The 25,716-nt window shown below is 57.3% G+C and carries 22 protein-coding genes and 1 pseudogene; 14 read left to right on the top strand and 9 right to left on the bottom strand.

Annotated elements, in window-relative coordinates; genetic code table 11:
- The first annotated feature begins 4 nt into the window (after window positions 1–4).
- The 3 genes from M0D66_RS01255 to M0D66_RS01245 all read left to right on the top strand — a co-directional run bounded on the left by M0D66_RS01255 (window position 5) and on the right by M0D66_RS01245 (window position 3,525).
- Complete coding sequence (locus tag M0D66_RS01255; protein ID WP_244869854.1) at window positions 5–1,654, top strand: tetratricopeptide repeat protein; 1,650 nt, start codon at window positions 5–7, stop codon at window positions 1,652–1,654.
- Window positions 1,655–1,947: 293 nt separating this feature from the next.
- Window positions 1,948–2,211, top strand: a complete 264-nt coding sequence (locus M0D66_RS01250; protein WP_211707887.1) for a PAAR domain-containing protein — start codon at window positions 1,948–1,950, stop codon at window positions 2,209–2,211.
- 360 nt (window positions 2,212–2,571) lie between these two features.
- A complete protein-coding gene (locus tag M0D66_RS01245; protein WP_211707888.1) occupies window positions 2,572–3,525 on the top strand; it encodes a carbon-nitrogen hydrolase family protein in 954 nt (317 codons plus the stop codon).
- Between the two features lie 250 nt (window positions 3,526–3,775).
- Here M0D66_RS01245 and M0D66_RS01240 read toward each other — a convergent pair whose 3' ends face one another.
- Window positions 3,776–4,249 carry a hypothetical protein gene (locus M0D66_RS01240; protein WP_211707889.1) on the bottom strand — a complete coding sequence of 158 codons (474 nt, stop codon included), beginning with the start codon at window positions 4,247–4,249 and terminating at the stop codon, window positions 3,776–3,778.
- Window positions 4,250–5,931: 1,682 nt separating this feature from the next.
- Here M0D66_RS01240 and M0D66_RS37915 point away from each other — a divergent pair.
- Window positions 5,932–6,459 (top strand): annotated as a pseudogene (locus M0D66_RS37915) (phospholipase D-like domain-containing protein); the annotation flags it as partial.
- Window positions 6,460–6,496: 37 nt separating this feature from the next.
- Here M0D66_RS37915 and M0D66_RS01235 read toward each other — a convergent pair.
- A complete protein-coding gene (locus M0D66_RS01235) occupies window positions 6,497–7,138 on the bottom strand; it encodes an SLATT domain-containing protein (RefSeq protein WP_266208852.1) in 642 nt (213 codons plus the stop codon).
- Window positions 7,139–7,765: 627 nt separating this feature from the next.
- Window positions 7,766–8,230 carry a DUF2846 domain-containing protein gene (locus M0D66_RS01230; RefSeq protein ID WP_211709150.1) on the bottom strand — a complete coding sequence of 155 codons (465 nt, stop codon included), beginning with the start codon at window positions 8,228–8,230 and terminating at the stop codon, window positions 7,766–7,768.
- A 449-nt stretch (window positions 8,231–8,679) separates the two neighbouring features.
- On the opposite strand from M0D66_RS01230, the gene M0D66_RS01225 reads away from it, so the two are divergent.
- From M0D66_RS01225 to M0D66_RS01215, 3 genes are all read left to right on the top strand, one after another.
- Window positions 8,680–9,324 carry a hypothetical protein gene (locus M0D66_RS01225; RefSeq protein ID WP_266208851.1) on the top strand — a complete coding sequence of 215 codons (645 nt, stop codon included), beginning with the start codon at window positions 8,680–8,682 and terminating at the stop codon, window positions 9,322–9,324.
- 502 nt (window positions 9,325–9,826) lie between these two features.
- Window positions 9,827–10,357 carry a hypothetical protein gene (locus tag M0D66_RS01220; RefSeq protein WP_266208850.1) on the top strand — a complete coding sequence of 177 codons (531 nt, stop codon included), beginning with the start codon at window positions 9,827–9,829 and terminating at the stop codon, window positions 10,355–10,357.
- A gap of 225 nt (window positions 10,358–10,582) precedes the next feature.
- The gene (locus M0D66_RS01215; protein ID WP_211705983.1) at window positions 10,583–11,182 is read left to right on the top strand and encodes a hypothetical protein; all 600 of its coding nucleotides are present in this window, start codon (window positions 10,583–10,585) and stop codon (window positions 11,180–11,182) included.
- A 327-nt stretch (window positions 11,183–11,509) separates the two neighbouring features.
- On the opposite strand, the gene M0D66_RS01210 is transcribed toward M0D66_RS01215, so the two are convergent.
- From M0D66_RS01210 to M0D66_RS01200, 3 genes are all read right to left on the bottom strand, one after another.
- Window positions 11,510–12,361, bottom strand: a complete 852-nt coding sequence (locus tag M0D66_RS01210; RefSeq protein ID WP_097395558.1) for a carbohydrate ABC transporter permease — start codon at window positions 12,359–12,361, stop codon at window positions 11,510–11,512.
- Window positions 12,358–13,248, bottom strand: coding sequence for a carbohydrate ABC transporter permease (locus M0D66_RS01205; protein WP_054035601.1), 891 nt, complete (start codon window positions 13,246–13,248; stop codon window positions 12,358–12,360). The genes M0D66_RS01210 and M0D66_RS01205 overlap by 4 nt, the downstream gene beginning before the upstream one ends.
- Window positions 13,249–13,400: 152 nt before the next feature.
- On the bottom strand, window positions 13,401–14,633 hold the full coding sequence (locus M0D66_RS01200; protein ID WP_200621736.1) for a sugar ABC transporter substrate-binding protein: 1,233 nt from the start codon (window positions 14,631–14,633) through the stop codon (window positions 13,401–13,403).
- Between the two features lie 335 nt (window positions 14,634–14,968).
- Between M0D66_RS01200 and M0D66_RS01195 the strand changes: the two genes are divergently transcribed.
- The 3 genes from M0D66_RS01195 to M0D66_RS01185 all read left to right on the top strand — a co-directional run bounded on the left by M0D66_RS01195 (window position 14,969) and on the right by M0D66_RS01185 (window position 17,879).
- Window positions 14,969–15,742: an SDR family oxidoreductase gene (locus tag M0D66_RS01195; RefSeq protein ID WP_200576451.1), complete on the top strand. Its 774-nt coding sequence runs from the start codon at window positions 14,969–14,971 to the stop codon at window positions 15,740–15,742.
- A gap of 106 nt (window positions 15,743–15,848) precedes the next feature.
- On the top strand, window positions 15,849–16,931 hold the full coding sequence (locus M0D66_RS01190) for an ABC transporter ATP-binding protein (RefSeq protein ID WP_211705982.1): 1,083 nt from the start codon (window positions 15,849–15,851) through the stop codon (window positions 16,929–16,931).
- A gap of 84 nt (window positions 16,932–17,015) precedes the next feature.
- Window positions 17,016–17,879, top strand: coding sequence for a MurR/RpiR family transcriptional regulator (locus tag M0D66_RS01185; RefSeq protein WP_211705981.1), 864 nt, complete (start codon window positions 17,016–17,018; stop codon window positions 17,877–17,879).
- A 49-nt stretch (window positions 17,880–17,928) separates the two neighbouring features.
- On the opposite strand, the gene M0D66_RS01180 is transcribed toward M0D66_RS01185, so the two are convergent.
- The 3 genes from M0D66_RS01180 to M0D66_RS01170 all read right to left on the bottom strand — a co-directional run bounded on the left by M0D66_RS01180 (window position 17,929) and on the right by M0D66_RS01170 (window position 20,899).
- Window positions 17,929–18,966, bottom strand: a complete 1,038-nt coding sequence (locus M0D66_RS01180; protein ID WP_211705980.1) for a MerR family transcriptional regulator — start codon at window positions 18,964–18,966, stop codon at window positions 17,929–17,931.
- Window positions 18,967–19,181: 215 nt separating this feature from the next.
- Window positions 19,182–20,045: an IclR family transcriptional regulator gene (locus M0D66_RS01175; RefSeq protein WP_211705979.1), complete on the bottom strand. Its 864-nt coding sequence runs from the start codon at window positions 20,043–20,045 to the stop codon at window positions 19,182–19,184.
- Window positions 20,042–20,899: an IclR family transcriptional regulator gene (locus M0D66_RS01170; RefSeq protein WP_211705978.1), complete on the bottom strand. Its 858-nt coding sequence runs from the start codon at window positions 20,897–20,899 to the stop codon at window positions 20,042–20,044. Before M0D66_RS01170 ends, M0D66_RS01175 begins: the two co-directional genes overlap by 4 nt.
- 284 nt (window positions 20,900–21,183) lie before the next feature.
- Here M0D66_RS01170 and M0D66_RS01165 point away from each other — a divergent pair, with 284 nt between their 5' ends.
- From M0D66_RS01165 to M0D66_RS01150, 4 genes are all read left to right on the top strand, one after another.
- The gene (locus tag M0D66_RS01165; protein WP_201082675.1) at window positions 21,184–22,143 is read left to right on the top strand and encodes an MBL fold metallo-hydrolase; all 960 of its coding nucleotides are present in this window, start codon (window positions 21,184–21,186) and stop codon (window positions 22,141–22,143) included.
- A 58-nt stretch (window positions 22,144–22,201) separates the two neighbouring features.
- Window positions 22,202–23,914, top strand: a complete 1,713-nt coding sequence (locus M0D66_RS01160; RefSeq protein WP_211705977.1) for an FAD-dependent oxidoreductase — start codon at window positions 22,202–22,204, stop codon at window positions 23,912–23,914.
- Between the two features lie 50 nt (window positions 23,915–23,964).
- Window positions 23,965–24,201 (top strand): DUF2783 domain-containing protein, encoded by a 237-nt coding sequence (locus M0D66_RS01155; protein WP_211705976.1) that lies wholly within the window; start codon window positions 23,965–23,967, stop codon window positions 24,199–24,201.
- Window positions 24,202–24,388: 187 nt separating this feature from the next.
- On the top strand, window positions 24,389–25,711 hold the full coding sequence (locus tag M0D66_RS01150; RefSeq protein ID WP_211705975.1) for an MFS transporter: 1,323 nt from the start codon (window positions 24,389–24,391) through the stop codon (window positions 25,709–25,711).
- Window positions 25,712–25,716 lie beyond the last annotated feature (5 nt).

The raw sequence follows: 25,716 nt of genomic DNA, 5'->3' as shown, positions 1-25,716 counted from the left end.
CCGCATGAAAGCACTTCTCTATGCGTTGCGTATTGCCACCTCTGCCTTGCTGCTGCTGGTAGCCCCGGCTCACGCAGGCGCCCTGACCTCCCTGGGTAACAAGCTGACCACTGCCATGTCTGACCTGCCACGTTACGAAAAACTCCCGCTCTTCGACCCGCATCGCAAGGACTTCACCTGCGTATATGAGGCACAACAAGTGCCGTCCCTCGATCCGCAGGCCGAGATGTGGTTTCAGGAGGCAATGGCGCTGGATGATCCGAACGTCCCTATCGACAGGATCGACTACGCAAAGATGTATCAGCTCTATTTGCAGGCCGCTGATCGAAACCACTGGAAAGCGATGCTCAATCTCGCGTCACTGATCCTGAGCAAACGCCCTGGGGTGCCGGAGCAGGATCCGGAAGCCGCAATCCAGTGGGTCGAGAAAGCAATGAAGCTGGGTATTCCCGATGCCTACGATCGGATGGGTGTGTATCACCTCAACAGGCTGGTCAAGGGCGGTGACGCCACGAGTGCCTACGCGTTCTTCCAGCGCGCGGCGGATATGGGAAGTCCAGCAGCAATGACTTTTCTAGGTTACAAGCTGGCAGCAACCTACGACAACCCCAGTGAAGGTTTTTGGGGCAATCTACCAGTCGGTACCAAGATGCTCGAATGTGCTTTTGCTCAGGGGTATGGAGACGCAGCCGAAAAGCTGGGCCTAATTTACGCCCGCGCAAACACGGGTGAGGCAAAACTCCGAGCGCTGAACATCTTGCACGAGGGCGTAAAGCTGGGAAGTGCAAAGTGTGCCAGCAGTCTGGTTCCGGAGTTTAACGGCATGGACCTCGACAACGGGACCAACCTGGTTGGTCATATCGACAAGGCACGTGCCCAACGATACCGCAAGATTGCCGATGTCCTGAAGCTCTATGACGGGCGGCTGAAACTGCCAAACCTAGACAAGGTATTGCCGCTACCCCCGGCGCCGCTACCTAAATGGAACGGCGATGTGCAAGCGCTGATCGACGCTGCAAAGGCCGTCACGGCGACGCCCAAGGCGCAGCAGGGCGCGGCGCTTCAAGGACGTGAATTCGTCTCGCACGGGTACGCGGTGCCACCGCTGGAACAAAGCACGATGGCGATCATGGGTAACCAGATTGTGCCGCGTGACGGCTATTGGCTTGCTCTCTACGGTCCGGTATCTGCTGCAAAAACCCAGCTGACTCCCGCCCGGCGAAACACACCTGAACGCTACCAGGCTGGCGAGCGCTTCGAGGCGCCGTCATTCGAATGGCTCACCGCCGACCATGTGCAATGGCACTACCTTGGCGAAGCCTATGCCTTGCCCCCGCAGCGGTACGATTTTCTGAAGCAGATGATCGATACCGGGTTTCTGCGCGAGGTCCCTGAGCAGACTTTGCCTGTCCGGTGCGACGGCCAGCAGCGTTGCCCGCAAACCGGAATATGGGAAGGTCGTATAGCCGATGATCATCCGATGGCCACGCTGTACAACCGGTGGGACCGCCAGGCGTTCGTCGAGAAGGATCACGCGTTTCCGCAGCCCGGGGCGCAGTTCATCGACGTCGCCGCCCACGACCTGCAATGGACATATCTGGGCAGCCCGAACGCGGAAACTGGCATGCCCGGCATACGCGAGATAGTCTTGTAGACAGCCTGATGGCACGCGTCATTTGAGGCGCCGATGATCGTCAAACTGGTCATTCTTCTCCTCCCGTTTATCGGCGTGGCCGCTGCAAGCTGGCTCCTACGCAAACGCATACCGCGCGTGGTCAGCATAGTCGTGATTATTGTCGCAGCGACAGGCGGTACGTGGTTAGCGTATTTCGTTATCGCACTATCTTCGGTCCAATGTTTAGGGTCGTGCGGTTGATCGAATGACCGCCAGCGGGTTTCAGAAACGGCATTGCATCATGAGCCGGGTATTTTTCGTGGAGTGAACGGATGGCTCGTCAGGTCATTGTAGTAGGCGATACGCTGGCCCCGCACGGCGGCTCTGTTACAACTGGTTCGAACGCCGACACCGTGGACGGCAAGCCGGTTGCCCGCAAGGGTGACACGGTTGAATGCAAGGAACACGGAACACAGACCATAGCGGAAGGTGACGGGAACAGCATGATTGGCGGAGCCCCGACTGCCCTGCACGGACATCATGCAACTTGCGGGTGCACACTGGTAAGCCGTAATGCGACGGTTACCGTGCCTTGACCTCGTGCGCGGCTTGCCGCCCTTCAGTGAGCTTCTCCGAAGGTCCCAACCCTGCCGATAAAGCGGCCGCTCAACCTCGCGACTGCGAACTCCCGCTGGGGCCTGAACAACCAATCGTCGAACGTTTCGCTCTATCCCGACGAACAGGCAGCAAGCTCTACCGGCTGGCGACCTATACTCGTAGTGGCCGCGATCCTCGGCGACCGTGTTCGCAATCAACGAATTTTCCAGCTCGAATTAGTTGCGATTGAGCTTGCGATGAGCGAGATCGGCTTGCAATCCACGGCCGTGGGCACACGTTATCTGCGAGCGAACCTAAGCGTTTCGATTGCAAGCCCTTACATCTAATGGAGCATTCTGATGCAACAGAGATTACGTGCTGCGGTTGTGCAATCGGGATCCGTCGTCTTCGATGCGGACAGAACCATCGATAAAGTCGCGACGTTCATCGCCGACGCCGCGCGACAAGGCACTCAACTCATCGTATTTCCCGAAGCATTCGTCTCAGCCTATCCTAAGGGGCTCGATTTCGGCTCGACAATTGGCGGGAGAACCGCTGCTGGGCGCGAAGACTATCGGCGTTACTACGACAGCGCGGTCGAGGTACCAGGTCCCGGCGCTCAGCGGTTGGGTGAGCTTGCAGCCGACCACAAACAATATGTTGTGATCGGCGTAATCGAACGGGACCATGGCACGTTGTATTGCACTGCGTTGTTTCTTGGTCCGGACGGTACGCTGCTCGGCAAACATCGCAAGCTGATGCCGACTGCCGGCGAGAGGCTGATCTGGGGCTATGGCGATGGATCGACGCTCCCGGTTTTCGACACACCGTTCGGCAGGCTCGGCGCAGTCATCTGCTGGGAAAACTACATGCCATTAATGCGTATGGCGATGTACGCCAAGGGTGTTCAGATTTACTGTGCGCCCACCGCTGACAGTCGACCGACATGGGCTTCCTCCATGCAGCACGTTGCCCTGGAGGGGCGCTGTTTTGTGTTGTCGGCCTGCCAGCACCTGCGCCGATCGGATTGTCCAACCGACTATGCCGCAATCCAGGGTAACGATCCGGCCACTGTGCTGATGAGCGGTGGAAGCTGCATCGTCGGCCCGCTTGGCCAGCTCATTACCGGTCCCATCTTTGAGCAAGACGCGTTGCTCGTGGCCGACCTCGACCTCAACGACCTTGCCCGAGCGAAATATGACTTTGACGTCGCGGGTCACTACTCGCGTCCGGATATCTTCCGTCTGCATGTCAACGAAGCGGCGATGCCTCCCGTCGTGTTCGAGAAAAATGGATTCGGCAGCGGCTCCTGAATGACGAGATATTCGTGCGCCATGCCGTAAGGGAAGGATTGACGGTTTCTTTCGGACGCTGTTTGTGCCAACAGCGGCGTCGAGGCGTGCTATCGATTGTCGGCGATCTTTGCACCGATGTTGAACGTCTGAACGTGTTTAGGTTTATACGACGCCTGCCCACATTTGCTTGTGGTGCTCGCACATGCTCGTGACTGAGGGCAGGCATCCTACAAATCTGAACGACTGAAGTCGCTCGCCTTCTTGATGGTTAGTGCTGCGTCGGAGCCGGCTGTTGGGAAGCGTCTGCTTCTTCGTCTGTCGCGGATTCGGCTGACGTTTGTTTGCTCGGGCTCGGCTTCGTGGCTGCTGGTGTTTCCTTCGTCGCTATTTGTGATGCCTCTGCGAGAAGGCGTGCTGCACGGCTCGCGGTGATGCGGCTTTGCGGGATGCCCTTCGCATCGAGCGCGATCACCTGATACAGCTCACGGTCACACTCGAGCTCTCGCTGATATTGCTCTGCTGTGTCGACAAGCAATTCAAGCATGGTCTGTTGACGTCGTCTTTCGTCGCTCGTGATGGCAGGATTCCTACACATTGAGGACGCAAGTGTGATCAATGTGTTGAGTTGGCTCAACTGCCGGTTGCATAGATCGAAGGTGGAGAGCGCAAGTTTTTCGTACTGGAGCGCGTCGACAGGCGGGCGTGAAGCGGGTTGAGATTGTTTTGTAGGTTTGCTGCTCATGGTGCGACCTCCCTGGTACTTCCTGGATCGCCCGACACACGCTTGGGGAAGTGGGTGAGCGGGCACGTGGCGGGTTTGGAAGACCGGGATCGTAACGAACCGGCGAGCCTTGCGGCTCCCCCACCACAGCCCGCCCATAGAAATATAGACGTGCAGAGGTAGACGCACGCCCCGCCTGAGCGGGGGTGCGGTTACGATCACAGGCTTCCACACCTGACCGCCGGGTGTTTCCCGACGGCTTGATGATTATAAATCAAGGCAGCAGCGTAGCGGTCAACCAGGTAGGCTAAGTGTTTGCGTTTGGCTGATTGGATAAGGCTTCTTTGGGCATCGACACATCTTGCGAACTTTGTAGGCTGAATGGAAGCCTGCCTGCGATTACTTGGCGGGGCGCTCGGGTCCGGATGACGGATGATGACGCCTTGTCGACGGCCTCGAGTCAGTTTCAGCCGTTGCCGATAGACATAGATAGAGCAACTTGCGGAGGTGGGTGCACCTTGAAGTTGCATTTGGCAAATCGGCGGCTTACCGTCCAGTGTCCGATGGCCTATTGGTAGTTCAGCGTGTCATCGACATTGGTGATCTTCCAGTCGTCGCCTTGCTTGCGCAGAAATATCAACACGCTGATTTTGTCCTTCAACCAAAAGTAACTAGGACAACCGTAACATGCGCCAAGCATGAGCGTTTAGCGTGTTGTGATGTTGTTAGGCCAGTCCTCCTCTTGGTAGTCCCGTAGCTTCGCGAAGTAGTCACTGTCACCAAGCAGCCTTTTGTGGGCCGCAATCGGCAAGACTCTACTATATGAGAGGTTGGGTAACGCTTAGCCATCGCGCTTACCTTGCATGGTCGGTCCGACCCGTTTATCGGCCAAAGAAATTTAATGAGCGTTGGAGCCTGCTGAACAAAGGTCGCAAGGCTGGCCGTGCGATATGAGCGCGGCGGGCAGGGATCGCGCTACTGAACGAGCATGCGGCGGCAGCATCTGATTGTTCTAGTTAGATGCGGTAGTCAGAAACCTCCGGTTGCGCGTAAACCCTGAAATGATGTACTCGGATTGGCATAGTTACCATTGAGAAAGTCTCAAGAAACCGTATTTTCCGGATGAGTGAATCGGTGGGCTTGGGCCGCGGTTGCTGAACCGGCTATATGATTGACGTGCCGGCAGCGGGCCGAGTCAGAATTCCCAACCAAAGATTTGAATAAATCGGTCGCAAAAATTCTGCGTTTCGGAAATAATTCCCCTTGCAAAAATTAAAAATCGGCTCGAGGCCCACTCTCACCTTGCTGCCCTTCACCTTGGTGAGATCTGTCCGTCTCGAAACGGGCCACCGACTTCTTAGCCCTTGAGAATATGACGCGTATAACGCTAAAGACTGGAAAACTTAACTTCGCTGGCCAGTTTCGCCTGGACAGTCGTGTAATTCAGCGGGGCGATGCAAAGACGGGGCGCCCGAAAATGGTGGGTGCGTCAAGCCTTGAGACGGGGGACCGGGTAGTAGTAAAACAGTGGCGGCGAGACGCTTCAACTGTCGATACGGCTTTACGCGAAATATGGCGACAAGAGATTAGGCATCTGCACCGGATAGCGGGCTGCCCGGGCGCGCGAGACACAATAGTCCCCTTGTTGGATTCAGGGCAGACAGAAGATTCTTTTTATCTGATCTTGGCAACTGGTCAACGGGTTGCCGGGTGCTTCAAACCATCTAAGCGCGAGGATACTTTCCATTGCTAAGCAGCAGTCGACGGCCGGTCACTCGCTGGACAAGCCGCCAAGCTTTCCCGCTCCGTCGAGCCATTCGCGCTCTTTCCGAATTGCACCCGACGGGAAGCAGCTTCTGCAAGGCGGCAACGCTCACCGACGGGCAATTGAACGCCTCCTAAAAAATGCGAAGTCCTGGGTCATTATTCACTCCACGTTCGTAGAAGCAGATCGTTTCAAAGATTTGTATCCGCTGTTCGAAGCTGCGGCGAGGCGAGGCGTGCGGATTGATATTCTCTGGGGGAAATCCGATACAAAAGACAGGACCAATGTTGTGGCGGAACAAGTTGAGCGATGCAGGGCCTCCATTCGCGACGAGGACGTCGTGGAGCGGGTTCGCTTACACACTTTTTCGACTAATTCCCATGCGAAGCTTTTGGCAGCGGATAACAATGAAGGGGGATGGGTCGGAATAGTTGGTTCTTGCAACTGGCTGAGCTCGGGTTTTTCCAGCTACGACATCTCTGTCGCTTTCACCGACACAGCAGTTATCGCAGAAATTCTAAGTAGTTTGACTTCGCTGGCGACGGGGCCGACTGGGTGGAGTCAACTCGCATGCGATTTGGCGGTGTGCGCGGCAAACTTGGGGAAGCAAGCGCATGGTACTTTTCCCAAAGCTCTTCTGGCGTAAAAGGAATATCGCGATGTCGCTGCTGAAGTTCTTTGCATTGGCGGGAGACGTGAACATATCGATTGCCGATGCTGCGATGTCCTTCCGACGATTTATGAAAATTGAACAGCGTCTGTATCGCGCTAAATAGTGCGGCTCCGAACGCCAAGAGTATGGAGGCAACAGTGATCCAGCTTCCGCCTATATATGAGGCTGCTAGGGGCGCCTTGGCGGCTATCGCTGAGGAAGCTAATGCAGCGCCGTCGATTGCTTGGCGAGGATCCGCCGACATCTTCTGAAAGCCAACGAGCACGACGCCAACTAGAAGATTCGCAACGATCACCGGTACACCAAAAAGCCAGTGATATCGAAGTTTCCTTTCGCTAGCATTAAAGTGCTTGCTTTTTCCGAGTTTTGAATCTATGCGAAGCTCTTCAATGGCCGCAAGTGCGCCATCAACGCCGCGAAGTTGTTCATTCATTTTTGCTTTTTCTAGATAGGAGGTAACAAAAACGTTCAATTTATGGCGATTTCTTGCCGTGTATCGATTCTACTGTTCCCGATTTCGCTGTGCTAGAAACTTTTGGCAAAGCGTCACCATTCAGTGCGTGACCGAGTCTCTATGAGGGTTGCGAAGGGACACAAGATGGGAAATTCGCGAACGTACCGTTCTGGGAGTGTTCGAACGTATCTTCAGGGTTGAAAGTACGCATTCGCTGAAGTCAACAGCGACCGTTCTGTAGTATTTAGCATGCATATCTGGGTCGATACACGAATGTCGGCTTAGTTCGAGTTTCTGTCACGCGGAAGCTACCCGCATGACTGTCCTTGCAACTATGTCTAACGGCTAGCTGACAGAAATCCGGGTGCTCCGGAGAAGCTTGAGCGCGGCAGGATGGGACCTCTGCCGCGCCTCACCAGACCTACTTCACCGCCCCCCAACACCAACCCCTTGACTAGGGAGCGCTGCAACCACGCAAACACAATTGAAACCGGCAACGTCGCCCAGACGGTAGCCGCAACCCGCATATCCGAGAAATTGCCTCACTGCCAATGATTCGCCGGGACGCCCTAGCCGGAACCCAAGCTCATACAGATATGTGGGCGTTGCTAATCGGAATCCGCTGCGATACTCAACAAATCAGCATCACTTGGCCGCGGTGGCTTGAGCCGTCGGCGCAACTGTCAACTTCGATTCCTTCACGCCATCCTGACCAGTTTTATCGTCGACCAATTGCAGCTTGTTGCGCGCATACAGGATACCCATCTTGACCTCTTGCCAGACGTAGTAGTTCTTGCCGGCTTCCGTGTCAACTTTAAGCGTTGAATCGTTTTCAGCTTTAGACACTAGTTCATGCGAACCCGGTTCGACTTCGGTATACAGATACGTTTTGGCCATCGTCTCGCCGAGAACCTGGCCATCAATCGTCACCGGCATCTTCACTGCACCGCCCATGCTTTCGTTCCGATACACATAGATCGCCGCTTTGTTCTGCGGGGCATTGAAGGTCTTCAGCGCAGCGTCCTTCTGCGGATCGCCCATCGGTACGGACGCGCAACCTGCCATAACCAGCAACGAGACACCGAGTGGAATCAATTTCTTCAATTGCATTTCTTTTTTCTCCTTTTTCTGTTGTGGAATATGAGTCTTTAGCGGGCTGGCGCTTAAACATCAGGGCCAATCGGCATGGGGTTTGGGGAAATGCCTCATGCACCCAGCAGTCCGTCATATCGCCCGGATACGTTTCGCGCTAAGCGATAAGCATCAAATCGCACTTATTTCACGCGCGCGTCAACCGTCTGCTCGCTTCCATTACTTGATATCGGCTTTTCTACGGATGACTTTAGCCACGATGTCCACTTTGTTTTGGTTGCTTCATCGTTTGCCGGTGTGGCCGCGGGTGGATTTTATAGATTGCTGAGCGGCAACTGGAAACCGGGCCGCTATCGGGCCAATTTTCAACACTACCGCTGCCGAGTGATTTGCGATTTCGTATATTGGATCTAAAGAATGCGATTTTGTGGCCGATAAACCATTAACCCATCTTTAGATTTGAAAAAATGAAACTGAAAACGGTGCCGAATCCGCTCCAGAAGTATCGCAGCGCATGCTGTCTCGTCATGGCTTTCTTGCTGACTGGCTGTGCTGCCGCACCACACGCTGATGTCGATGTGCAAAAGCTCGCGCGAATAAAAACGGTGGCTGTTTCGGCGCCTCACAAGACGGTGTACTCAGTAGGTACGAGCAGCGGCCCGCTCATTATCCCCGGCGGTGGAATACTCGCGGCAGCGATAGGCGGGGCGGTATCGGGGAGCATCAACGCATCGACTAACAAACACGCCGCAACCTTTAACGATCTCGTTACGGCGAAGGTTGGAGACACACACCTTTATCGTCGTTTCGTTGACGGTATCGAAGCAGAGCTTCGCAACCAAGGGTACGTTGTGAGCGAGGTGGATCTTTCGCAGGACGGTATGCCGAAAGTTGTAATGAAGGGCGCTACGGCTGAGCTCGTCGGGCCGAAATACGAAGGGGCGGATGCGATTCTTATCATGAACGTAGGTGTCGCCTACTACGCGCCGGGGCCGATGAACGTGTTTTCGCGTCAAGTTGTTGGCGAGATATCCATGTTCGAGACGAGCGATTACACAAAGACGTTCAGGCAGCCAGTTCGTCTCTCGAGATTCGACGACCCCTACAGCTAGAACTTCAGGCTTCTAGTGGAGCTTGCAGACTCATCGGCCCCCCTCAATTCAGATCACTTATCGTTCATGGGCAAGACGTTAAGCTCGCCCTTTAGCGGGCGATTTTTTCGCTCGCTCTGTGCAACTGTGCGCAAGGGCGCTTTATCTGCTGCAGCGCCCTTAGCGACGTCGGCATTCGTAGCATCCATGGCCGCCCGACCCAACAAAAAAAACTGCTGATGTGTACGTCCTTCATTCGCGATCGCGGCGATATGTCAATCAGTCTTGTAAGCGGCTGTTCGCCGGCACACTCGATATTTCCCGCCTGCGGTCCTGTCAAGTGTCCGCCTTTGGTGCAAATCCCGTCCGCCGGTTTCTCATCCACATCATTTCGCAAAACTCCGTCAGTTCAGAGATTTTGCTTTTGGTATAGTTCAGGGATTCAGGGTGAGCCTTAAGATCGGCATCATTGCACTCCTTTTGATCAGATAGAAATTTTGTTAAATTCTAAGGCGGGGGCACGTTGAATTTCTTTCCTCACATTTCCGTTAAGATACCTAGAAATCCGAACGGACTTATTGCTGCAGACAAACAATCTCAAGCCAATTTTTGGGAATACGTTGACAACGAGATTGAAAATGGGCTTTCGGGTGCCATCGGCTGTTACATCTTTTCAATTAGGGCTGGAAAGGGCGTGCTGCCATGGTATGTTGGCCTCGCTATGAAACAGTCGTTTCGCAAGGAATGCTTTACGAGTCACAAACTTTTGCATTATAACAACTCCGTTGCGGGACGAAAGGGCACTCCATTGCTGACACTAATTCCAAAATATACGCCAAATGGAAGACTTGTCTGCCCGACGGGAAGCTCACATCGTGACATTGAATTTTTGGAAACGATGCTCATTTCAAACTGCTTGAGCAGAAACCGCGATTTATGCAATAAAAAGGATACCAAGCTTTTGCGCGAAATGATCGTATCTGGTTTTCTCAATACGCCAAAAGGCAAGGTGACCTCTTCAGTTTCAGCCTTTCGGATTTTAATTGGGGTCTAGGGGAATTATCTCGCGAGCGAGCAATAGTACAAGATATAAAACGCAATCGTACTTCCTGAGAGAGGCCCGATTTTATCAGTTTGTTGCTGAGTGCGATTTTTTCGCCTAGCGGTGGCTCAAAATTGATCATCGGCCGTCGACGCGGCACGACTGTCGAACCCTACCCGATTGATCTACCGATTCTCTAAACGCACGTCAAGATATTCAATTTTAACGGGGGATGAATTGAAAGAAAAATTGCAATGGTCTGAAAGTTTCGCCTTCATGAGTGCTCCAAAAAGTGAAGAAGACGCAGCGTGGCAAGGGCGATTCATTAATGAGGTTGAAAGTGAATCCCCTAGAGGGGTAGTCCTTACGATTGTATCTTTTATTGACGAATTGCTAATTAATATATTGATTTCATACTTTCCAAATAAGAGCCATTCCAAAAAACTTCTCGGCGACTTGGACGGTTGCTTGAGCACAATAATGCACAGGGCAAATGTCGCCTTCGCGCTTTCCCTGCTGAGGGAGCGAGAATACAAGGCTATCAAAGTGTTGGCAAGAATAAGAAATGAATTTGCTCATAAGTGGGACGGGACTGCATTCGATACTGATGAAGTATCAAAGCTGGTGAAGTCATTTCCGCCGGAATATTTTATTTATGTGGATGGAACAAATAGGGCAAAATTTAACCGTGTGGCCTCCGACGTTGTGCAAGAATTATTGGGTAGATATCAGTACGCAGAAGAGATTTGTCAGATCTTACCGAGAGAGTACCGGAGCATCTTTGATCTCTCCGACGAAGAAAGGCGTCAGTTTTTGAAAGTACAGAATAAAAATTAAAAATTTGATCACTTCAATAACATCTTGTGGCGTAGCTTTTCGGCCGGACACTTCGCGTCTCGTCATATCGCGGGATGGAGGACTGGGGCTTGGACTTTTATGCGAGTTATCTCCGACGGACTGGAAAGGGCTGGCGAACCTCGTGTGGAATTTATCGAAGGCACGGGGGCCGACTGGCTAGCTAGGCTCTTACGGATATTTTGGTCAAACTTAAATCACCCGAGGCATCTGTCCTGTCAGTGGTGCCTAACTGGCGTGGGACAGAAATGCAGGTGCTCCGGAGAAGCCTAAGCGCGGCAGGATAGGATCCGCCACGCCTCATAAGAGCTACTTCACCGCCCCCAACGCCAACCCCTTAACCAAGAACCGCTGCAACCAAGCAAACACAATAGAAACCGGCAGCGTCGCACAAAGAGTAGCAGCCATCACCAAATGCCACTCCACAACATACTTCCCAGCCACCATATCCGTAACCTGCACGGTCAAAGTCTTATTCTCCGGCGATCGAATCAACGTGTAGACCACCGCAAACTCATTCCAAGCATTAATGAAGGTAAAGATCGCCGTAACAACAATCGCAGGCACAGCCAACGGCAAGAAAACCTTAAAAACAGCCCTCGTCCTCCCACACCCCTCCAACCAGGCCGACTCCTCCAGATCCCTCGGCACCGTCTGAAAGTAAGAAGACAACATCCAAACCGCAAACGCGATATTGAACGCAGCATAAGAAACGATGACGCCAATCTTGGAGTCAACCAGATTCCCATCCCCATAAGGAATCATCGCTGCGAGCCGGAACAACCCAACAACCAGCAAGATCGGCGACAACATCTGCGTCACCAGCAGAAACTGCGAATACAGCCCCTTCCCACGAAACGGAAATCTGGCCAACGCATAAGCCGCCGGCAAGCTCACTGCCAACGCCAACGCAGTCGACAAAAAGCTAATCACACAACTATTCCTCAGCGCCACGCCGAAGTTAGCCGCAACCCACATATCCGAAAAGTTGCTCCACTGCCAATGCACCGGCAACCACCGCGCCGGATAAACAAAGATCTCCGTAGCCGGCTTCAACGCAGTAAACAACATCACAGCAAACGGAAACAGCACGGCCACAATCAGCGGCGAAAGTGCCAACCAGCACCACAGCGAGCGCTTCATCTTGACGCTGAGACTCATGATGTCTCTCCTTCTTTCGCGGGCTGCAGGCGCAGATAGGCGATCGAGAAAACGAACAGCATGACGAGCATGATCAGCGACACCGCCGCGGCTTCGCCGGGACGTCCCAGCCGGAACCCAAGCTCATAGAGATACGTAACGAGAATATGCGTGCCGTTATCCGGCCCGCCTTGCGTCATCACCCAGATGATCGGGAAAGAATTGAACACGTAGATCACGTTCAACAGAATCGTCATGTTGATGAACGGCCGCAAGAGTGGCATCGTCAGCTTGCGAAACTGCTGCCACGCACTGGCGCCATCCATCCGCGCCGCTTCATAAATGTCACCCGGCACCGACGACAATCCGCCCAGCAGAATCGTCACCGTAAATGGAATCGACACGAGAATACCGACGGCGATCTCCACCGGAAACGCGAGCTCCGGCGTCGCGAGCCAATGTATCGGGCCGTTGATCAAGCCAAGCCGCTGCAACGTGACGTTGACCATGCCGTAGTCATCGTTGAAGGCCCAGCGCCACACCACGGCGGTCATCGTCAGCGAGACGGACCACGGCAGCATCACAATCGTGCGCGCCACGCCGCGTCCATAGAAATCCTGATTCAGGATCAGCGCGACCGGCACCGAAATCAGCACCGTGCCGCCCACCACGCACACGGTCCAGACAATCGTCCGCTTAGCCGCGGCGAGAAACGAGGGGTCCGTGAAAATCGTATAGAAGTTCTGCAGACCGGTGAAATCGCGGATCGCGCCGAAGCGCGAGACCTCGTGCAGCGATTGCCACACGATGTTGAAAATCGGATAGCTGATGATGAAAAGCGCCAACACCAGACTCGGCGCAATCAGCAACCAGGGCGCCTGGAGGCGCGAAGAAGCGGAACGGCTCATGCGTGCTCGATCGTAAGACGCGTTCACATTAAAAAGCGGACGCGACGGGATGGGCCGGATAGTGCACTACGGACATAACAGCCGAAACGCGCGCCGCCTTCGCAACGGCGGCGCGCGTTCCGTATTCAGCAAATCACTACGAGACTACGCGATTACTTACCGAGCGACTTGTTCGCTTGCGTCGCTGCGGCATTCAACGCGTCCGCCGGCTTCGCCTTGCCCAGGTAGATCGATTGCATTGCATCGGTCACGGCCTTCGCGGTGTCTTCCCAACCGGTCACAGTCGGCGCGAAATGAGCCGTCGGCAGCAGCGCGACGAAAGCTTTGGTATCCGGATCGTTGAACGCCGGATCGGTCGCCTCAGCCTTGGTGGTCGGCAGGAAGCCTTCGGTCGTCGTGAACTCGACGCGCGGTTCCTTCGTGAACAGATAGTCCAGGAACTTCCAGGCCGACTTCTTCACCTTCGAGTTCTTGAACATCACGATCGAGTCGGTCACCGCGTAGGTGGCGTGCGTCGTGCCCATCGGGATCGGATCGATGCCGTACTTCAGGTTCGGCGCTTCCTTCTTGATCTGCTTGGCGAGGAACGGTGCGGAGATCATCATCGCAACACGGCCCTGCTTGAACAGGTTCTGTACGTCTTCGCGGCTGTAGCCGGTTACGCCAGGCTGCGTCAGGCCGTCGTCGATCATCGTCTTGTACAGCGTGGCCGCCTTGATGCCGGCCGGCGAATTGAACGCCGCCTTGCCGTCCTTGCCTACGACGTCGCCGCCGTTAGTCCACAGGGCGTAGTAATAGTAGACGTCGGTTTCGATTTCCTTGCCTTGCAGACCGAAGCCGGCAATGCCCTGCGCCTTCAGTTTCTTCGACGCATCGATCACGTCATTCCACGTTTTCGGGCCGTCGGGGTAACCGACCTTCGCGAGCAGATCCTTGTTGTAGTAGAGCGCGCGTGCGGAAGCGGCGATCGGCAGGCCGTACACCTTGCCGTTGATCTCGCCCGGTGCGAGGAACGGGCCGATGAAGCGGCCCTTGAAGCTGGCGTCCATGTAGCCGTCGAGCGGTTCGGCGACGTCGTCCTTCACGAAGTCGAGCAGCCAGCGCGTGCCGACAATCGCCAGGTCGGCGTTGGCGCCGCCGGAGATGTCCGTTTGCAGTTTCTGTTGCAGCGTGTCCCAGTTCACGTCTTCGATCTTGATCGTGGTGCCGGGATTGGCCTTCTCGAAGTTACGGGCCATCTTTTCGAAGTACGGTGCGGTCGCATCGCTGTAATGCGCGACCGTCACGCGAACCGTGTCGGCGTGAGCCGCGACGGCGATACCTGCAAACGCGAGCGCCACGGCAACTTTGCCTAGCGCGAGGGAAGCACGGGCATGCAACGACATTTCTCTCTCCTGTGTCGATCGGAGTTAGCGTTTTGGCGCTTGCTCCGGTCCCATCCGATGATGGTGGGGGGTGGTCTGCTGCCGTCGCCGGCCGCTTTGGGTTAAATTGTTTGAAAAAATCCTACATGACGCAAAATAGCTTGTCACGTAGGGTCTGCCATATTTTTTCTCAGTCAGTTTTGTGCATAAGATGCTGTAAAGCAGGGGTATTCTGCGTAACGCGAAGTCACGGATACCCAATCTTCGGGATGACTAGACAACTGTTCGATGCCGGTTTTGTAGGAAATTTACACGCTAAACCGGCACTGCAACGAGCTTGAGGGGCGAGGGCAGACATGAATCGTGTGGTGTTGGTGACGGGCGCTTGCGGTGGGATCGGCAGCGTGTTGTGCAAGCGTTTCGTGGAGCAGGGCGACACCGTGCTGGCGCTCGATGTCGACGCGGTCGCGCTGCACGGATTGGTTGCGCAACTCGGCGCCGCGCATGTCACGCCGATCGCGGTCGACCTGGGTGACGCTGCCGCAGTGCAGCAAGCGGTTGCCGAAGCGGTGAAAACGCGCGGCCCGGTGGACGTGCTGGTCGCCAACGCGGGTGCCGCCAAAGGTTTGACGCTCGCCACGACGGATGCCGCCAGCTGGCAGCGCGACATTCATCTGAATCTGAACGGCACGTATCACTCGGTGGAAGCGGTGCGCGCGTCGATGATCGAACGGCAGAAGGGCGTGCTGGTGCTGATCGGCTCGGTAAACGGCATGGCCGCGCTCGGGCATCCGGCGTATAGCGCGGCGAAAGCGGGTCTCATCAGCTACACAAAAGCGCTGGCGATCGAACTGGGCCGCTATGGCATCCGCGCGAACATCGTCTGTCCGGGCACGGTGAAGACGCAGGCGTGGCAGGCGCGCGTCGACAAGAATCCGCAGGTCTTCGAGGATCTGAAAAAGTGGTACCCGTTGCGCGACTTTGCGACACCGGACGACATCGCCGATGCGGTGCTGTTCCTCTCATCGCCGATGGCGCGCGTGATTACCGGTGTCGCGTTGCCGGTGGACGGTGGGCTGATGGCCGGCAACCGTTTGATGGCGGAAGAGTTGACGCTCGAATCGCTTTGAATGGATTGGATTCGCTTTGAACTGCTTTGACCCGATAGCGCGGCGTGTTCTTTGCTCGATGAAGCAAGGCAACACGTTCGCATGACAGCACGACGATGAGGACAGCATGGCAGCAGTGCAACTAAGCGGCATCTTCAAACGCTATGGCGACACGCAAGTGGTGCACGGCATCGATCTCAACATCGACGACGGCGAGTTCGTCGTGCTGGTCGGCCCGTCGGGTTGCGGCAAGAGCACGCTGATGCGCATGGTGGCCGGGTTGGAGGAAATCAGCGGCGGCGATCTGATGATTGGCGGCACGCGCGCGAATACGCTCGCACCGCAGCAGCGCAATATCTCGATGGTGTTCCAGAGCTACGCGCTCTATCCGCATCTGTCGGTCTACGAAAACATCGCGTTCGGACCGCGGATTCGCAAGGAATCGTCGGCGAGTTTCAAGCCGAGAATCGAAGCTGCGGCGAAGATGCTGAACCTCGGCAGTTATCTGGATCGTTTGCCGCGCGCGCTGTCGGGTGGGCAACGTCAGCGGGTGGCAATGGGCCGCGCGGTGGTGCGCGAGCCTTCGCTGTTTCTGTTCGACGAACCGCTGTCCAATCTCGACGCCAAACTGCGCGTGCAGATGCGCACGGAAATCAAGGCGCTGCATCAGCGTCTGAAGAATACGGTGATCTACGTCACGCACGATCAGATCGAAGCGATGACCATGGCCGACCGCATCGTCGTGATGAATGCGGGGCGGATCGAGCAGGTCGGTCGTCCGCTTGATTTGTACGACCGTCCGGCGAATTTGTTCGTCGCGAGTTTCCTCGGCTCGCCGTCGATGAATTTTGCGGAAGGCGTGTTGGTCAATCGCACGGATGGACAGGGTTTCGCGTTAAAACTCACCGACGGTGGCGAGGTCGTGCTGGAAGGCACGCCGGACTCGGCGGTGGTCGGCGCAAAAATCACGCTTGGTGTGCGTCCCGAACACATTGAAACGATGGCTGACAAGCCGGACACCACGATGGAAGTCGAAGTGGTCGAGCCGACTGGCGCCGAGACCCATTTGTACGGGAAAATAGGCGGCAACACGTGGTGCGTGACAACTCGCCAGCGCTCGAAAGTCGAGCCCGGTCAGCGCGTCACGCTGCGTCTGCCGGCTGAGCATATTCATCTGTTCGATACGGAGAGTGGACGCAGGCTGGTCTGAACCGCGTGTTGCCGCTTGAGGCTGATTCAAGCTGACTGAAGCTGCGATGCGACGCGGATTCAATTAACCCTTAAGGAACACCGGGTGTCCGCACCGAACTTGATTCCCCACATCCGCGGCGCGCTGGCCAATCTGCGGCCCGCCGAGCGCAAGGTTGCCGAGATGGTGCTGAGCGACGTCGACTTTGCGATGCGCGCGAGCATCACCGAGCTCGCCCAGCGTGCGGACGTGTCCGAGCCTTCCGTCACGCGCTTTTGCCGCGCGATCGGCGCGCATGGTCTGCGCGACTTCAAGATGCAATTGGCGCAGAGCGTGGCGGGCGGGGTGCAGTATGCGTCGACGGCGGTTGCGCGTGACGATGACGTGCAGACGTTGATGGACAAGGTGGGTGAGGCAGCAGTCGATGGGATCACGCATGCGTGTGCTGCGTTGGATCCGGCGGTGGTTGAGAGTGCGATTGCGGCGTTGTCGAGCGCGGGGCGGGTTTTCTTCTTTGGTGTTGGGTCGGGTTCGGGGCTTGTTGCGCAAGATGCGGCTTTGAGGTTTTTGCGGCTGGATATTGCGGCTACTGCGTTTACTGATGGTCATTTGCAACGGCTTTACGCGGGGCTGATGGAACCGGGGGATGTGGCGTTTGCGATTTCTCATTCGGGCCGCAGCGTCGAAGTGAATGAAAGTATTCAGATCGCGAAGGAGCGTGGCGCTACTACGATTGCGCTGACGAATGTCGGCTCGCGGTTAGCGTGGTTGGTCGATATTCCGCTGCTGCTGCGCGTGCCAAGTCCGATCGATCCGAATACGCCAGGTGTGTCCCGGCTCGTGCATCTGTGCATCATGGATGCGCTGGCGATCGGCGTCGCGTTGAAGGCGCGGCCCAAGACGCTTGAAAAGATGCGGCACGCGAAGGCGCGGTTGTCGTCGCATGAGCCGGAAGCGGCGGGGGATTGACGGGGAAGGATGGCCCGCTTCTTCAGCCCTGCGACGAACGCGCGAACAGTCACGCTGCTTGAGGACGCCAGGCGATCATGCCCGCCGTCCGTGCGCGAACCTCCGGCGAGGCTAAGCAGGTCGCAACGGCCTCGTATCCCGGCGTGCCTGGATAGGGGGCGACTAGCGTGGGCGGGCTGTGATTGGCCGGGCACAGAATAATTGATTCGTCAGGGCCGATTGCCGCCAGATCCAGGATCGCCGACGAACGCGTCATCAGAAACAGCGGACGTCCACCCACTTTGGCGCGTTGGCGAAGATGGATGATCAATGCTTCCTGCGTCGCCTGATCTAAGCCTTGCTCCACCATGTCGACGACGAGGGCGGCTGGGCCTTCGGATTCCAGTTCGACGAGCAGAGCAATTAACGCTTCCGATTCTGCCGCGCCTTCTCCAATGAGCCACGCCAGAGTCTGATCCACTCGCGATTTGAGAGCCGCATCCGCTTCAAGGCGGCCTACGGTCACGGCATTTCCATCCTGTAGCCGTTCAAGACCCAGGAATGCGGCATTCGGTATGTTCTCAGCCAGGCATTTCGCCAGTCGTGTCTTGCCGCTCCCCAACGGACCGATGATGTAGTTCAGCGGCCGGATGTCGCGAAGTTCGAATCGTTCTCCACCCCATGGCCACGGGAGATCAAAAGCTGTGGTGAATTCCGAGGAAGGTTTGAGCAAGCGTGCCAGCTCTCCATCGGCAGGCGCCTGACCTCGGGCAAGATCAGCACGAAGCCCTCGGACCTTGGCTATCGTTTCCACGAGCTCCCGAATTCCAGCTTCAAGCGCCGCCTCGTGGGCAGCCAACGCGGGTTCCAGACTCTGCGGGTCGCCTTTCAACACCTGTGCCACTTGGGCGAGGCTGAGGCCAAGCGCGCGCAAGGCCACGATTTCCGCCGCACGATTCATTTCCTCGGGACCGTAGGTACGATACCCGGCGACCGTGCGTGCCGGCGCCACCAAGCCTCGCTGTTCATAGAGTCGCAGGGCCTTGGTCGAGACGCCGAGCTGTCTCGCTGCTTCGGAAGCACTTAAGAATGGAGTGGAACAACGCATGAGTCACCTCTTCGTTTGCTGACCACTCACATCATGGAGTTGGCCCTTGGGGCCGAGTCAATCGAATAGTTACAGCGCGGCATTTTTTCAATGTTTCGATTACTTCGCTCGCAAAACGATTACAAACGGCCTGTTTTCTCGCAAAACGATTACGAGATGGCGCCTTGTCTTGCTGAAATGACTTCGGCGCGCTCAAGCTTTGAATTGCCGACGCTTTACGACGCTACCGTCATCCACCCAAACCGTCGCGACAACCTCAACGTCGCCGCGCGCAAAGTCTGCGCGGGGCCGCCCGTGAGCTCGCTATCAAAGCTACCGCTCGGCCCCATCACCGCGAGCACCAAACAGATGCTGCCGGTATGGTCCAGCACCGGCGCGGCCAAGGTATTGATACCCGGCACGGGCTTGCTCAACGCGGTATCGATACCATCCGCGCGGATTTGCGCGAGCCGCTGCGCGTAGGCTTTTGTCAGCTGCTGCGGTGACGGTGCCGTCCCCGCAAAAATCTCCCCCGCCTCAGCCCCTGCCAACCGCAAATGATCCTGCGCTAGCAGCCCAGTACGCACATCGTCCGCGACATAAGCAGCAAACACCCGCCCAATCGCCGTATTCACGAGCGACATCACCGTGCCGACCCGCAAGCTCACATGCAGCGGCCGCGCCGATTCTTCCAGTCGCACGACGGTCGGCCCGAGCGGCCCGAGCACCGCCATCGCGACACTCATTCCCGTCGATACCGCCAGTTCGACCACTTCCGGCTCAGCTTCCCGAGTCGGCGACAAACGCTGCAAGCCGATCAGCCCAAGCTCAAGCGCTAAAGGCCCGGCTTCGAAACAACCTGCAGCATCGCGGTTCAGCAAACCGATCTTGAGCAGACTCACCAGATGCGGAAACGCTTTGGCCGGCGGCATGCCCGCAGCGGCCGCAAGATCGCGCAAGCTCAACGGCCGCGCAGCCGCAACCAGCGCGCCGAGCAATTCGCCCGTGCTGTCGAGCGATTGGATACCGCGCTGCGGCTTCGCATCGGCAGAAGCGGCGGAAGCGGCGGAAGCGTAGGAGAGGTCGAGAGAATCGGTCACGATGCGGAAGAAGCTAACAAGGAAGGCGCTGCCGCAAGTTCAGCGCTAATGTCATGAGCCGCGGCAAGCAGCGCGCGAGCCGTCGGACCATCGGCGGCAACGTCGATCACGCCCGTCGAGCCGATCACCGTCAGCGCGAGGCACAAGCGGCCGTCCGCATCGAGCACCGGTGCACTCAAACTGCTGATGCCCGGGCTCGGCGCATCGACGCTGCATTCCAACGTGCGTGCACGGATAGCATCTAAAGCTGCTTCGAACGCGGCACGTTCATCAGCCGGCGTCATCGCGCTATCCAGCGAGCCCGACTGATTCGCCCACATCCCCGCCAACGCCTCGCGTGGCAGATAAGCGCAAAACACGCGACCCGTCGACGTCGCCGGCAGCGACATCACCGTGCCCACGTGCAGATTCACATGCAACGGAAAGCCCGCATGCTCATAGCGGACGATGGTCGGCCCTTGCGGCCCCGCGATACAGATCGCGACGCTGAACCCGATCGCCTCGGCCAAAGCGGCGACGCGTGGCACGGCGGCGCGAAACGCCGGCTGATTCTCCAGATGCATTAACCCAAGCCGCAACGACAGCGGACCGGGTTCATAACGGCCCGACAGTTCGTCACGTTTGATCAGACCTAAGCGGCTCAAGCTCACCAGATAGGCATGCGCTTGCCCCGGCGCGATCTGCGCGGCAGTGGCGAGATCGGACAAAGCCAGCGGGCTGCGCGCCTGCGCGAGCGCCAGCAACACGCGGCCGCCCACTTCAACGCTCTGAATCCCGCGCTGCGTCTTGCCGCCATCCGCCGTCTCGCTGCCGCCCGCGCCTTTGTCGGTGGCCGATTTCGCTGCTTTGCTCACACCTGCGCTCGTCCGTAAAAAGGGTCCATGTTAGCCGAAGCCCTGCGCGAAAGCCGCGCCTTCCTGCCCTTATCTTAGGCGTTCTGTTATTTGCGTATAGCGATACATTTCGCTATTGACAAATAAACTGGCCCGGCCATAAGATGCATTCACCCCGACATACCGGTGCAGTCACAGAGTCAAAACGGGGCGAGACAACCCCCAATACCGTCAGCCCGCGCCTCTGAAATCGGAACGCGCAGCCGGCCGTCTCGCCTCACGTCCAACTTTTGAGGGAGACAAGCATGGCAAAGGCATTCGCATCCCAGGCCGATCTGGAAGTCAAGAAAGTCACGTGGACCAAGCTATCCGAGAACGCCTACGCGTACACCGCTGAAGGCGATCCGAACTCGGGCGTGATCATCGGTGACGACGGCGTGCTGATCGTCGACACCACCGCCACGCCGGCCATGGCGCAAGACCTCATCGCGAAGATTCGCAGCGTCACCGATAAACCGATCAAATACGTCGTGCTGTCGCACTACCACGCGGTGCGCGTGCTCGGTGCGTCGGCGTATTTCGAAGAAGGCGCACAACAGGTGATCGCGAGCCGCGGCACGTACGAGATGATTGTCGAGCGCGGCGAAGCAGACATGAAGTCGGAAATCGAGCGCTTCCCGCGTCTCTTCGCCGGTGTCGAAACGGTGCCGGGCCTGACGTGGCCCACGCTCGTGTTCGAAAAAGAAATGACGCTGTTCCTAGGCAAGCTCGAAGTGCGCATCGCGCATCTGGGCGCGGGCCACACGAAGGGCGATACGGTGGTGTGGCTGCCTTCGCAGAAGGTACTGTTCTCCGGCGACCTGGTCGAATACGACGCAGCCTGCTATTGCGGCGATGCTCAACTGGAACAATGGCCGGCCACGCTCGAAGCGCTGCGCGCGTTGAAGGCCGAGAAGCTGGTGCCGGGCCGCGGTCCCGCATTGACCACGCCGGAAGACGTCAACAAGGGCCTCGATTACACGAAAGACTTCGTCACCACGCTGTTGCAGCAAGGCCGCGAAGCCGTCGAACAGAAGCTCGACCTGAAGGCCGCGATGGCGCACACGCGCAAGGCAATGGATCCGAAGTTCGGCCACGTATTCATCTACGAACACTGCCTGCCGTTCGACGTCTCGCGTGCCTTCGACGAAGCGAGCGGCATCACGCATCCGCGCATCTGGACCGCGCAACGCGACAAGGAAATGTGGGACGCGCTGCAAGCCTGATAAGAGCATAGAAACGCCGGAAAGCGTCAAGCAGAGCAGAGAAGGACGGAGACACAAGATGAGCATCAACTACCAGACGCTGTCGTTCGACTATAAGCCGTGCCGGGAGCAGGCGGAGCAGGGCGACGCGGAACAGGTGGCCTATCCCGTGATCGTGGTCGGCGCGGGGCCGGTGGGCCTCGCTACCGCGATCGATATCGCGCAACAGGGCGTGCCGGTCGTATTGGTCGACGACGACTGTTCGCTGTCCACCGGTTCGCGGGCGATCTGCTTCTCAAAGCGCTCGCTCGATATTTTCGACCGGCTCGGCTGCGGGCAGCGCATGGTAGACAAGGGCATCAGCTGGAATGTCGGCAAGGTGTTCCTGAAAGATGAACTGGTGTACACGTTCAATCTGCAACCGGAAGCGGGCCACAATCGGCCCGCGTTCATCAACCTGCAGCAGTACTACGTCGAAGGCTTTCTGCTCGAACGCGCGCAGGAGATGCCGAATCTCCAGATCCGCTGGAAGAGCAAAGTGGTCGGCGTGCAGCAGAACGGCACGGCTGGTAGTGCTCAAGCCAGTGTGACGCTGACGGTCGATACACCGAACGGTCAGTACCTGTTACGCGGCCGCTATGTGGTGGCCGCCGATGGCTCACGCAGCCCGATGCGCAATCTGATGGGACTCGACAGCCACGGCGTGACGTTCAAAGATCGCTTCCTGATCGCGGACGTGAAGATGGAAGCGGAGTTTCCAACCGAGCGTTGGTTCTGGTTCGATCCGCCGTTCCATCCGAATCAATCGGTGCTGTTGCATCGTCAGCCGGATAACGTGTGGCGGATCGATTTTCAGTTGGGCTGGGACGCTGACCCGGTGCTGGAAAAAACGCCGGAACGCGTGATCCCGCGCGTGCGTGCGTTGCTCGGACCGGATGCAAAGTTCGAGCTGGAATGGGTCAGCGTCTATACGTTTTCGTGTTTGCGCATGGATCGTTTCCGGCACGGCAACGTGTTGTTCGCGGGCGATTCCGCGCATGGCGTGTCGCCGTTCGGCGCACGTGGCGCGAATAGCGGCATGCAGGACGCGGAAAACCTCGCATGGAAACTGGCGATGGTGCTCGAAGGTAAAGCGTCCGATGCCTTGCTCGATACGTATGCAAGCGAGCGCGAATTCGCCGCTGATGAAAACATCCGCAACTCCACGCGTTCGACCGATTTCATCACGCCGAAGAGCCCGGTTAGCCGCGTATTCCGCGATGCTGTGTTGAAGCTCGCGCGGCATCACCCGTTTGCGCGGCAGTTGACGAATAGCGGCCGCTTGTCGGTGCCGGCGGTGTTGCGTGATTCCCCGTTGAATACGGCGGACAGCGACAGCTTTGAAGGTCTGATGGTGCCGGGGGCATCGTGCGTCGATGCGCCGGTTCATGTCGCCGGGGAATCCGCATGGTTGTTACAGCAACTCGGTCAGCAGTTCACAGGCGTGTTGTTCTGCGGCTCGGAAGGTATCGATCAGGCGACGCAAGCTGCGCTGGATGCATTGCAAAGTGGGCCGATTCCGCTGAAGCTCGTCGTTGTGGTGACGAGTAAAAATGTCCAGGTCGCTGTGCCTTCGGGTGCAAAGGTGGTGCACGACGTCGACGGTCTTGCCGCCGCTCGTTACGACGGCAAACCGGGCACGTTCTATTTGATCCGGCCGGACCAGCATGTGTGTGCGCGTCGTCGGCAACTCGACGCGAGCTTTGTGGAAGATGCGTTGAAGCGAGCGTTGTGCGTTGAGGGTACGGCCTGAAGGCAGGGCAAACGCGGCACATCGGCAAAAGAAAATAGCAGGAGACAGTGATGGCATTGAACACGCAACCCAATCTCGCCCGCCCCGACGATTTCTACGAGGCGCTGATCGACATGCATCGCGATCTGGACGATGCGCAGAGTCAGTCAGCCAACGCGCAACTGATCTTGTTGCTAGCCAACCATATCGGCGATCACGCGACGTTACTCGAAGCGATGCGGCACGCACGTGAAGGTGTGACCGATGTTTCGGGGCAAGGTGCACAGACCCATTCGCTGGTTGCCTGAACATGAATCACGACAAGCGGTAACGATATAACGCTGCACGCGCGTGGCCGTTCGAGCCGCGTGCAATTCACCACGGCGCGCGGCGCATCGATACCGCCGCATGCCGTCCCAGTAGAAAACCGAAACGCGGCGCATCAAGACGCCGGACCCAGCGGGTCCGCTGGACCCTCACGTTTGGAGATAACCGATGAGCCAATCCCTCGCCCCCGCGCTGGGCGCGTCCGCCGTTGCGCACGACGACCTGTTGTATCGCAAGGTTTCGATGCGGATCATTCCGTTTCTTTTTCTGTGTTACGTGGTGTCGTTTCTCGACCGCATTAATATCGGCTTCGCGCAATTGCAGATGAAGCACGACCTTGGTTTCAGCGACGCCATGTATGGTTTGGGCGCGGCGGTCTTCTATATCGGCTACGTGTTGTGTGAAGTGCCGAGCAACATGCTGCTCGCGCGCTTCGGCGCGCGCCGCACGTTCACGCGGATCATGCTGCTGTGGGGTATCGCATCGGTCGGCATGATGCTGGTGTCGAAACCCACGCACTTTTACGTGCTGCGTTTCATGCTCGGCGTGTTCGAAGCGGGGTTCTTTCCCGGCATCGTGCTGTATCTGACCTACTGGTATCCGGCCCGGCGGCGCGCAGCCGTGCTGTCGATTTTCTTCGCAGGCGTCGCAGTGGCGGGTGTACTCGGCGGCCTGGTGTCCGGCTGGATCATGCGCGATATGGGCGGCGTGATGGGGCTGTTCGGCTGGCAGTGGATGTTCGTGATCGAAGGTGCGCCGGCCATCGTACTTGGCCTGCTTGCCGCGTTTTATCTGGTTGACGGTCCGCAGCATGCAACGTGGCTCAACGACGCTGAGAAGGCACAACTGATCGCGCAGCGCGATGAAGACCGCCGCGTTTCATCGGACGCGCATTCATCGCGCTCTGTCATGCAAGCGTTGCGTAACCCGCGGGTGTATCTGTTCGCGTTCATCTATTTTTCGCTGACCTGCGCGTCGCTGACGCTGAGCTTCTGGATGCCGCTAATGATTCGCGACTTCGGCGTTCACGATGTGCTTGCGATCAGCCTGTACACCGTGATTCCGAATGCGGTCGGCGCAGTGGGCCTGATTCTGATTGCGCGGCACTCGGATCGTCGTGGCGAACGGCGCAGGCACTTTGCGGTTTGCACGATCGGCGGCGGCATCGCACTGTCTCTGCTGACGCTGCATCTGAGCAGCTTCCCAGCGATGCTTGCGATTCTCTCGGTGGCGGCCGTGCTGATCTTCGCGGCGTTGCCGATTTTCTGGACCGTGCCGTCGGGCTATCTATCGGGCACTGCGGTGGCGGCCGGAATTGCACTCATCAGCAGCATCGGTATTACGAGCGGGATTGTCAGCCCGTGGGTGATCGGTCTGATCAAGACGCACACGGGCAGCATGGACAATGCGTTATATTTGCTGACCGCGCTGCTGTTCGTCAGCGGCGTGGCGTTGCTGATTGGCGTACCGAAGGAAACGAAGCGGATCTAAGACGT

Source organism: Paraburkholderia sp. SECH2, from assembly GCF_030464795.1.
GTDB lineage: Bacteria > Pseudomonadota > Gammaproteobacteria > Burkholderiales > Burkholderiaceae > Paraburkholderia > Paraburkholderia aspalathi.
This window is presented reverse-complemented; position numbering and strand designations above follow the sequence as displayed.

Bases quoted from the DNA above. Each gene is read 5' to 3' on its own strand.
- M0D66_RS01195 (WP_200576451.1), top strand. From the start codon at position 14,969: ATGAATCGTGTGGTGTTGGTGACGGGCGCTTGCGGTGGGATCGGCAGC.
- M0D66_RS01160 (WP_211705977.1), top strand. From the start codon at position 22,202: ATGAGCATCAACTACCAGACGCTGTCGTTCGACTATAAGCCGTGCCGG.
- M0D66_RS01165 (WP_201082675.1), top strand. From the start codon at position 21,184: ATGGCAAAGGCATTCGCATCCCAGGCCGATCTGGAAGTCAAGAAAGTC.
- M0D66_RS01250 (WP_211707887.1), top strand. From the start codon at position 1,948: ATGGCTCGTCAGGTCATTGTAGTAGGCGATACGCTGGCCCCGCACGGC.
- M0D66_RS01155 (WP_211705976.1), top strand. From the start codon at position 23,965: ATGGCATTGAACACGCAACCCAATCTCGCCCGCCCCGACGATTTCTAC.
- M0D66_RS01205 (WP_054035601.1), bottom strand. From the start codon at position 13,248: ATGAGCCGTTCCGCTTCTTCGCGCCTCCAGGCGCCCTGGTTGCTGATT.
- M0D66_RS01230 (WP_211709150.1), bottom strand. From the start codon at position 8,230: ATGCAATTGAAGAAATTGATTCCACTCGGTGTCTCGTTGCTGGTTATG.
- M0D66_RS01180 (WP_211705980.1), bottom strand. From the start codon at position 18,966: ATGCGTTGTTCCACTCCATTCTTAAGTGCTTCCGAAGCAGCGAGACAG.
- M0D66_RS01245 (WP_211707888.1), top strand. From the start codon at position 2,572: ATGCAACAGAGATTACGTGCTGCGGTTGTGCAATCGGGATCCGTCGTC.
- M0D66_RS01255 (WP_244869854.1), top strand. From the start codon at position 5: ATGAAAGCACTTCTCTATGCGTTGCGTATTGCCACCTCTGCCTTGCTG.
- M0D66_RS01210 (WP_097395558.1), bottom strand. From the start codon at position 12,361: ATGAGTCTCAGCGTCAAGATGAAGCGCTCGCTGTGGTGCTGGTTGGCA.
- M0D66_RS01150 (WP_211705975.1), top strand. From the start codon at position 24,389: ATGAGCCAATCCCTCGCCCCCGCGCTGGGCGCGTCCGCCGTTGCGCAC.
- M0D66_RS01190 (WP_211705982.1), top strand. From the start codon at position 15,849: ATGGCAGCAGTGCAACTAAGCGGCATCTTCAAACGCTATGGCGACACG.
- M0D66_RS01200 (WP_200621736.1), bottom strand. From the start codon at position 14,633: ATGTCGTTGCATGCCCGTGCTTCCCTCGCGCTAGGCAAAGTTGCCGTG.
- M0D66_RS01225 (WP_266208851.1), top strand. From the start codon at position 8,680: ATGAAACTGAAAACGGTGCCGAATCCGCTCCAGAAGTATCGCAGCGCA.
- M0D66_RS01240 (WP_211707889.1), bottom strand. From the start codon at position 4,249: ATGAGCAGCAAACCTACAAAACAATCTCAACCCGCTTCACGCCCGCCT.